5 protein-coding genes and 1 pseudogene are annotated in these 6,276 nt (G+C 65.1%); all 6 read left to right on the top strand.

The annotated features are described in order from the left end of the window. Window positions 1-100 precede the first annotated feature (100 nt). Window positions 101-676, top strand: a complete 576-nt coding sequence (locus HAV18_RS25350) for a pseudouridine synthase (protein ID WP_166961339.1) — start codon at window positions 101-103, stop codon at window positions 674-676. Between the two features lie 283 nt (window positions 677-959). After that, window positions 960-1,175 (top strand): hypothetical protein, encoded by a 216-nt coding sequence (locus HAV18_RS25355; RefSeq protein WP_011352970.1) that lies wholly within the window; start codon window positions 960-962, stop codon window positions 1,173-1,175. A 160-nt stretch (window positions 1,176-1,335) separates the two neighbouring features. Further along, a complete protein-coding gene (locus HAV18_RS25360; protein ID WP_166961341.1) occupies window positions 1,336-1,836 on the top strand; it encodes a DUF192 domain-containing protein in 501 nt (166 codons plus the stop codon). Between the two features lie 228 nt (window positions 1,837-2,064). Further along, window positions 2,065-4,176 (top strand): elongation factor G, encoded by a 2,112-nt coding sequence (fusA, locus tag HAV18_RS25365; RefSeq protein WP_166961343.1) that lies wholly within the window; start codon window positions 2,065-2,067, stop codon window positions 4,174-4,176. Between the two features lie 164 nt (window positions 4,177-4,340). Then, the gene (locus tag HAV18_RS25370; protein ID WP_208102113.1) at window positions 4,341-5,345 is read left to right on the top strand and encodes a HoxN/HupN/NixA family nickel/cobalt transporter; all 1,005 of its coding nucleotides are present in this window, start codon (window positions 4,341-4,343) and stop codon (window positions 5,343-5,345) included. Between the two features lie 289 nt (window positions 5,346-5,634). Beyond that, window positions 5,635-6,276 (top strand): annotated as a pseudogene (locus HAV18_RS25375) (hypothetical protein); the annotation flags it as partial.

Consider the following 6,276-nt stretch of genomic DNA (forward strand, 5'->3'; position numbering starts at 1 on the left):
GACAGAGGACTTGCCGTTCCGTATTATGCATTAAGATTCCGCCATTTGCCATAGACCGCCCGCCCCCGCTTCCCGCGGCGCGCCGGGTGGGCGCCCCGCCATGAACCTGATCGCCCTCAACAAGCCGTTCGGCACGATTTGCCAGTTTTCCGCGCACGAGACGCGCCCGTCACTCGGCGACTGGGTAAAAACGCCCGGCGTCTACGCGGCCGGCCGGCTGGACGCGGACAGCGAGGGGTTGCTGCTGCTCACCGACGACGGCGCGCTGCAGGCGCGCATCGCCGAGCCTCGCCACAAGCTCGTCAAGCGCTACTGGGCGCAAGTCGAGGGCGCGCCCGGCCCTGGCGACCTGAAGGCGCTCGCGCGCGGCGTCGACCTCGGCGACTACGTGACGCGCCCATGCCGCGCCGAATTCATCGAACCGCCCGACACGCTGTGGCCGCGCAACCCGCCGATCCGCTACCGCGCCGCGATCCCGACCACGTGGATCGAACTCGCGATCACCGAAGGCAAGAATCGGCAGGTGCGCCGGATGACGGCGGCCGTCGGCTTCCCGACGTTGCGCCTGGTGCGCGTCGGCATCGGCACACTGGATATATTTGCGCTCGGCATTGCACCGGGAGAAACAATTGCACTGCCGCCACGCGCGCCGTGGGACGGTTTCGCGCCCGCCTGATGACGAATTCGGGACGTACGAATTTTTCGTCATCTTTTTCGTCAACCGCCTGCGAAGATCGCGCGTTAAACCACGCAGATGCCAACCTTAGCTATCCGGCATTGGCAGCCGAGCCGTGTTTGCGTCACAAAAGCGACGTTTTTATCGAATACGATTCGGCGCCCGCAGCGCAATGAGAAATTTCTCGAAGCGTCTGTCAACCGAAAGGTGGATGGCACCGTTAGACGACATGACTCCTATTGCCGGGTCATTTGGTTAATTAACTAAAGCTGAGGAACACAACATGAACAAACTGATCGCCGCTCTGGTCGCTGGCCTCTTCGCAACGGCTGCTTTCGCACAAGCATCGGCTCCGGAAGCTGCTCCGGCTGCTGCTGAAGCTGCTTCGGCACCGGCTAAGCACGCTGCCAAGAAGCACCACGCAGCCAAGAAGCACCACAAGGCATCGAAGAAGGCTGCAGCAAGCGACGCAGCAGCACCGGCAGCTGCTTCGAACTAAGTAAGCTTGCTGTAATAACGCAGTCAAGAACACGCAGTCTTGCCGTTCTTACGGCGTTGAAAGGCAGATCACCGCAAGGCGATCTGCCTTTTTCTTTTGTGTGCCCGCCGGCACGCATCGCGTACCATGCGGGTCTTGTTTTCCAGATAGGAGCCTTGCTGTGCAATTCTCCCTGCGCTCGTCGCTCGGCCGCCTTGCGCGCGCCGCCGTGTTTCCCGCCGCGCTCGCCGTCCTCGCATTCGGCATGCAGGCCGCCAGCGCGCAAGTGCCGCCCGGCGCCAAGCAGCCGAGCGAATTCCCGCGCGTGAAGCTGCGCGCCGGCATGTACGTGATCGACGCGGCCGTCGCCGCGAACGACCCCGACCGCGAACAGGGGCTAATGTACCGTTCGCAGCTCGCGCCGAACGAAGGCATGCTGTTCGTGTTCAACGAGAACGCGGTGCACTGCTTCTGGATGAAGAACACGCTGATCCCGCTGTCGATCGCATTCATCCGCGCGGACGGCACGATCACCGACATCGACGAGATGAAGGCCGAGACGACCGACAACCACTGCCCGCGCAACAACGGCGTCTATGCACTCGAAATGAGCAAGGGCTGGTTCGCGGCGAAGGGCATCAAGCCCGGCATGAAGCTCGAAGGCCTGCCTCAGGCCCAGTAACGGGCATCGCCGCGCCGCCGACCCGCATCGCGCCGCGCACCGACCGAAGCCGGCCGCCTGTTGCGCGTCGGCTTTTTTTTCGCCTGCCGGCGGCGGCGCCCGCCTTGATTCGGCAAACGCTGCCCGCATCTGCAAAAGCCACAGACAAGCGCTATCCTTTAAATCTCGCTTGTCCATCCCGGGCCGGCCCGGCCGGCCCGCTTACGATCCGAACCCAAGGAGGTTCACGTGCCCCGCAAAACCCCCATCGAGCGCTATCGCAATATCGGGATCAGCGCTCACATCGATGCCGGCAAGACCACGACGACCGAGCGCATCCTGTTTTACACCGGCGTGAGCCACAAGATCGGTGAAGTGCACGACGGCGCGGCCACGATGGACTGGATGGAGCAGGAGCAGGAACGCGGCATCACGATCACGTCGGCTGCGACCACGGCCTTCTGGAAGGGCATGGCCGGCAACTATCCGGAACACCGGATCAACATCATCGACACGCCCGGGCACGTCGACTTCACGATTGAAGTCGAGCGCTCGATGCGCGTGCTCGACGGCGCGTGCATGGTCTACGACTCGGTCGGCGGCGTGCAGCCGCAATCCGAAACCGTCTGGCGCCAGGCCAACAAGTACAAGGTGCCGCGCATCGCGTTCGTCAACAAGATGGACCGCGTCGGCGCCGATTTCTTCCGCGTGCAGCGGCAGATCGGCGAGCGCCTGAAAGGCGTCGCGGTGCCGATCCAGATTCCGATCGGCGCGGAAGATCATTTCCAGGGCGTCGTCGACCTCGTGAAGATGAAGGCGATCGTGTGGGACGACGAAAGCCAGGGCGTGAAATTCACGTACGAGGAGATCCCCGCGAACCTCGTCGAGCTCGCGCACGAATGGCGCGAGAAGATGGTCGAGGCCGCAGCGGAAGCGAGCGAGGAACTGCTCGAGAAGTACCTGCACGACCATGAATCGCTGACCGAGGACGAGATCAAGGCCGCGTTGCGCAAGCGCACGGTCGCGAACGAGATCGTGCCGATGCTGTGCGGCAGCGCGTTCAAGAACAAGGGCGTGCAGGCGATGCTCGACGCGGTGATCGACTACCTGCCGTCGCCCGTCGACGTGCCGGCGATCCTCGGCCACGACTTCCACGACCCGGACAAGCCGGCGGAACGTCATCCGAGCGATGACGAGCCGTTCTCGTCGCTCGCGTTCAAGATCATGACCGACCCGTTCGTCGGCCAGTTGATCTTCTTCCGCGTGTATTCGGGTGTCGTCGAATCCGGCGACACGGTGCTCAACGCGACCAAGGACAAGAAGGAACGGCTCGGCCGGATCCTGCAGATGCATGCGAACGAGCGCAAGGAAATCAAGGAAGTGCGCGCGGGCGACATCGCGGCGGCCGTCGGCCTGAAGGAAGCGACCACCGGCGACACGCTGTGCGATCCGGCGAAGCCGATCATCCTCGAGAAGATGGAATTCCCGGAGCCGGTGATCTCGCAGGCCGTCGAGCCGAAGACGAAGGCCGACCAGGAAAAGATGGGCCTCGCGCTGAACCGCCTCGCGCAGGAAGATCCGTCGTTCCGCGTGCAGACCGACGAAGAGTCCGGCCAGACGATCATTTCGGGGATGGGCGAGCTCCACCTCGAAATCCTGGTCGACCGGATGAAGCGCGAATTCGGCGTCGAAGCGACGGTCGGCAAGCCCCAGGTCGCGTATCGCGAGACGGTGCGCACGACGGCGTCCGACGTCGAAGGCAAGTTCGTCAAGCAGTCGGGCGGCCGCGGCCAGTACGGCCATGCGGTGATCACGCTGGAGCCGAACCCCGGCAAGGGCTACGAGTTCCTCGACGAGATCAAGGGCGGCGTGATTCCGCGCGAGTTCATCCCGGCCGTCGACAAGGGCATCACCGAAACGCTGAAGAGCGGCGTGCTCGCGGGCTACCCGGTCGTCGACGTGAAGGTGCACCTGACGTTCGGCTCGTACCACGACGTCGACTCGAACGAAAACGCGTTCCGGATGGCCGGCTCGATGGCGTTCAAGGAAGCGATGCGCAAGGCGAAACCCGTGCTGCTCGAGCCGATGATGGCCGTCGAGGTCGAGACGCCCGAGGAATTCATGGGCAACGTGATGGGCGACCTGTCGAGCCGGCGCGGCATCGTGCAGGGGATGGAAGATATCGCCGGTGGCGGCGGCAAGCTCGTGCGCGCCGAGGTGCCGCTCGCGGAGATGTTCGGCTATTCGACGTCGCTGCGTTCGGCCACGCAGGGCCGCGCAACCTACACGATGGAGTTCAAGCAGTACGCGGAAACGCCGGCCAACGTATCGGAAGGCGTGATCAGCGCGAAAGTGAAGTAAGCGCGGCGCGATCTCGCGCTGCCGCACGCAGGCAAGGCCCGTCCGGTTCCGGACGGGCCTTTTTCATTCCTGCACGCCGTGCGCGCGGACTATTTTGACCGGCACGTCCGGTATTTTTTTCGCGTGCCACAATGCATCGCGATTCGTCAGATGGAACCATCCCGATGCCGCCCACCCCTGCCCTGCGCCGCCTGCTGATCCTCTATGCCGGTCTGATCGCCGCGAACGCCGCCGTCTGGCTGTGGGCGCTCGCCGTGTTGCGCGATCATCCTCTGCTGCTCGGCACCGCGGCGATCGCTTACGGGCTCGGGCTGCGTCATGCGGTCGACGCCGATCACATCGCCGCGATCGACGTCGCGACGCGCAAGCTGATGCAGGACGGCCAGCGTCCGGTGAGCGTCGGCCTGTTCTTCTCGCTCGGCCATTCGACGATCGTGATCGCCGCGACGCTAGGCATCGCGCTGACGGCATTCGCGCTGCGCGACCGGTTCGATGCGTTCCGCGAGATCGGCGGCACGATCGGCACGGCGGTGTCGGCCACCTTCCTGCTCGTGCTCGCGTGCGTGAACCTGGCGATCCTGCGCGACGTGTGGCGGCGCTATCGCGGCACGCACGGGCACGACGCCGCGCATGTGCACCGTCCTGCCGGGCTCGTGTCCCGGCTGCTGCGTCCGCTGTTCCGGTTCGTGTCGAAGAGCTGGCACATGTATCCGGTCGGCGTGCTGTTCGGGTTAGGTTTCGATACTGCAACCGAAATCGGCCTGCTTGCGATCGCTGCCGCGCAGGCGAGCCAGGGGCTGCCGGTCTATACGGTCATGCTGTTTCCCGCGCTTTTCACCGCCGGCATGACGCTGATCGACTCGACCGACAACGTGCTGATGATTCACGCGTACGGCTGGGCGATGGACGATCCGCAGCGCAAACTGCTCTACAACGCGAGCATCACGTTCGTCTCGGCGGCCGTCGCGCTGGCGATCGGCGGGATCGAGGCGGCCGGCCTGCTGGCCGACAAGCTGTCGCTGACGGGCCCCGTGCGCGACGCGCTCGATGCGCTCGGCGAACGCTTCGGCGCGATCGGCTACGGCATCGTCGCACTGTTCCTCGTCTGCTGGATTGCATCGATCCTGTTCCACCGCTGGCAGCGCGCGGCCGATGCGCCTGCGCGCTGAACTTAGCTCAGACGTTTCAATCCGGAAACAAAACTCCCCCAACGACGTTGCATGCGCCGTCGTGCGCCTGCGCGCGCCTTGCGCCTCGGGCGCAAGCGGCCGGTGGCACGAATCTCGCAGATAGAGCTTCGCACGGCGGGCCCGCATGCCGTTCCGCAATCGCGGCTGGCGTCCAGCGCCGGACCGAAGGCAATCGGCTACCGACAGGACTACGAACCTTTACCGGCCCCCTGCACCACACGTAGATCGCCGCGCGGCGACGAGGCATCGCGCGCATGGGGAGGCCATGATGCTCAAGACGAAACGACCGTTCCGCAAGACGGGACGGTGCCATCGCGCAACCTTGCTCGCCGCAGCCGCGTTCGCGTGCTGCTGCTCGTATGCCGTCGCACAAGATGCGGCACCGGACGCCGCGCCCGATGCAGTTGCCAGCGCGGACACCATCATGATGCTGGTCGACGACGCTTCGCCGTGCGCAGCCAACCTGGCTGCGTGCGCGGTGCACGTCTTTGCGGGCGGACGCGTCGGCGGTAATGGCGCAGGCGCTAGCGGTAGTGGCAGTGGCAGCGGCGGCAGCCCCGGTAGCGGAAATGGCAATAGCGGCGGCAGCGGCAACAACGGGAACGGTACCGTCGGACCTGCCGGCGTCGGCGGAACGACAAGCGGAACATCCGGCGGCACGAGCGGTTCGGGTGGCTCGGGCCGCGGTGGCAATGCGTCTGGCAGCGGTGGTTCGGGTGGTGGTTCGTCCGGCGGCGGTTCGTCCGGCGGCGGTTCTTCCGGTGGTGGTTCGTCCGGTGGTGGTTCTTCCGGTGGTGGTTCTTCCGGCGGTGGTTCTTCCGGCGGTGGTTCTTCCGGCGGTGGTTCTTCCGGTGGCGGTTCTTCCGGCGGCGGTTCTTCCGGCGGTGGTTCGTCCGGTGGTGGTTCTTCC

Origin of the sequence: Burkholderia sp. D-99, from assembly GCF_011605345.1 — a bacterium.
Taxonomy (GTDB): domain Bacteria; phylum Pseudomonadota; class Gammaproteobacteria; order Burkholderiales; family Burkholderiaceae; genus Burkholderia.

What these genes read in the sequence shown, in the direction of transcription:
- HAV18_RS25355 (WP_011352970.1), top strand. Translation starts at nt 960, where the DNA reads ATGAACAAACTGATCGCCGCTCTGGTCGCTGGCCTCTTCGCAACGGCT.
- HAV18_RS25370 (WP_208102113.1), top strand. Translation starts at nt 4,341, where the DNA reads ATGCCGCCCACCCCTGCCCTGCGCCGCCTGCTGATCCTCTATGCCGGT.
- HAV18_RS25350 (WP_166961339.1), top strand. Translation starts at nt 101, where the DNA reads ATGAACCTGATCGCCCTCAACAAGCCGTTCGGCACGATTTGCCAGTTT.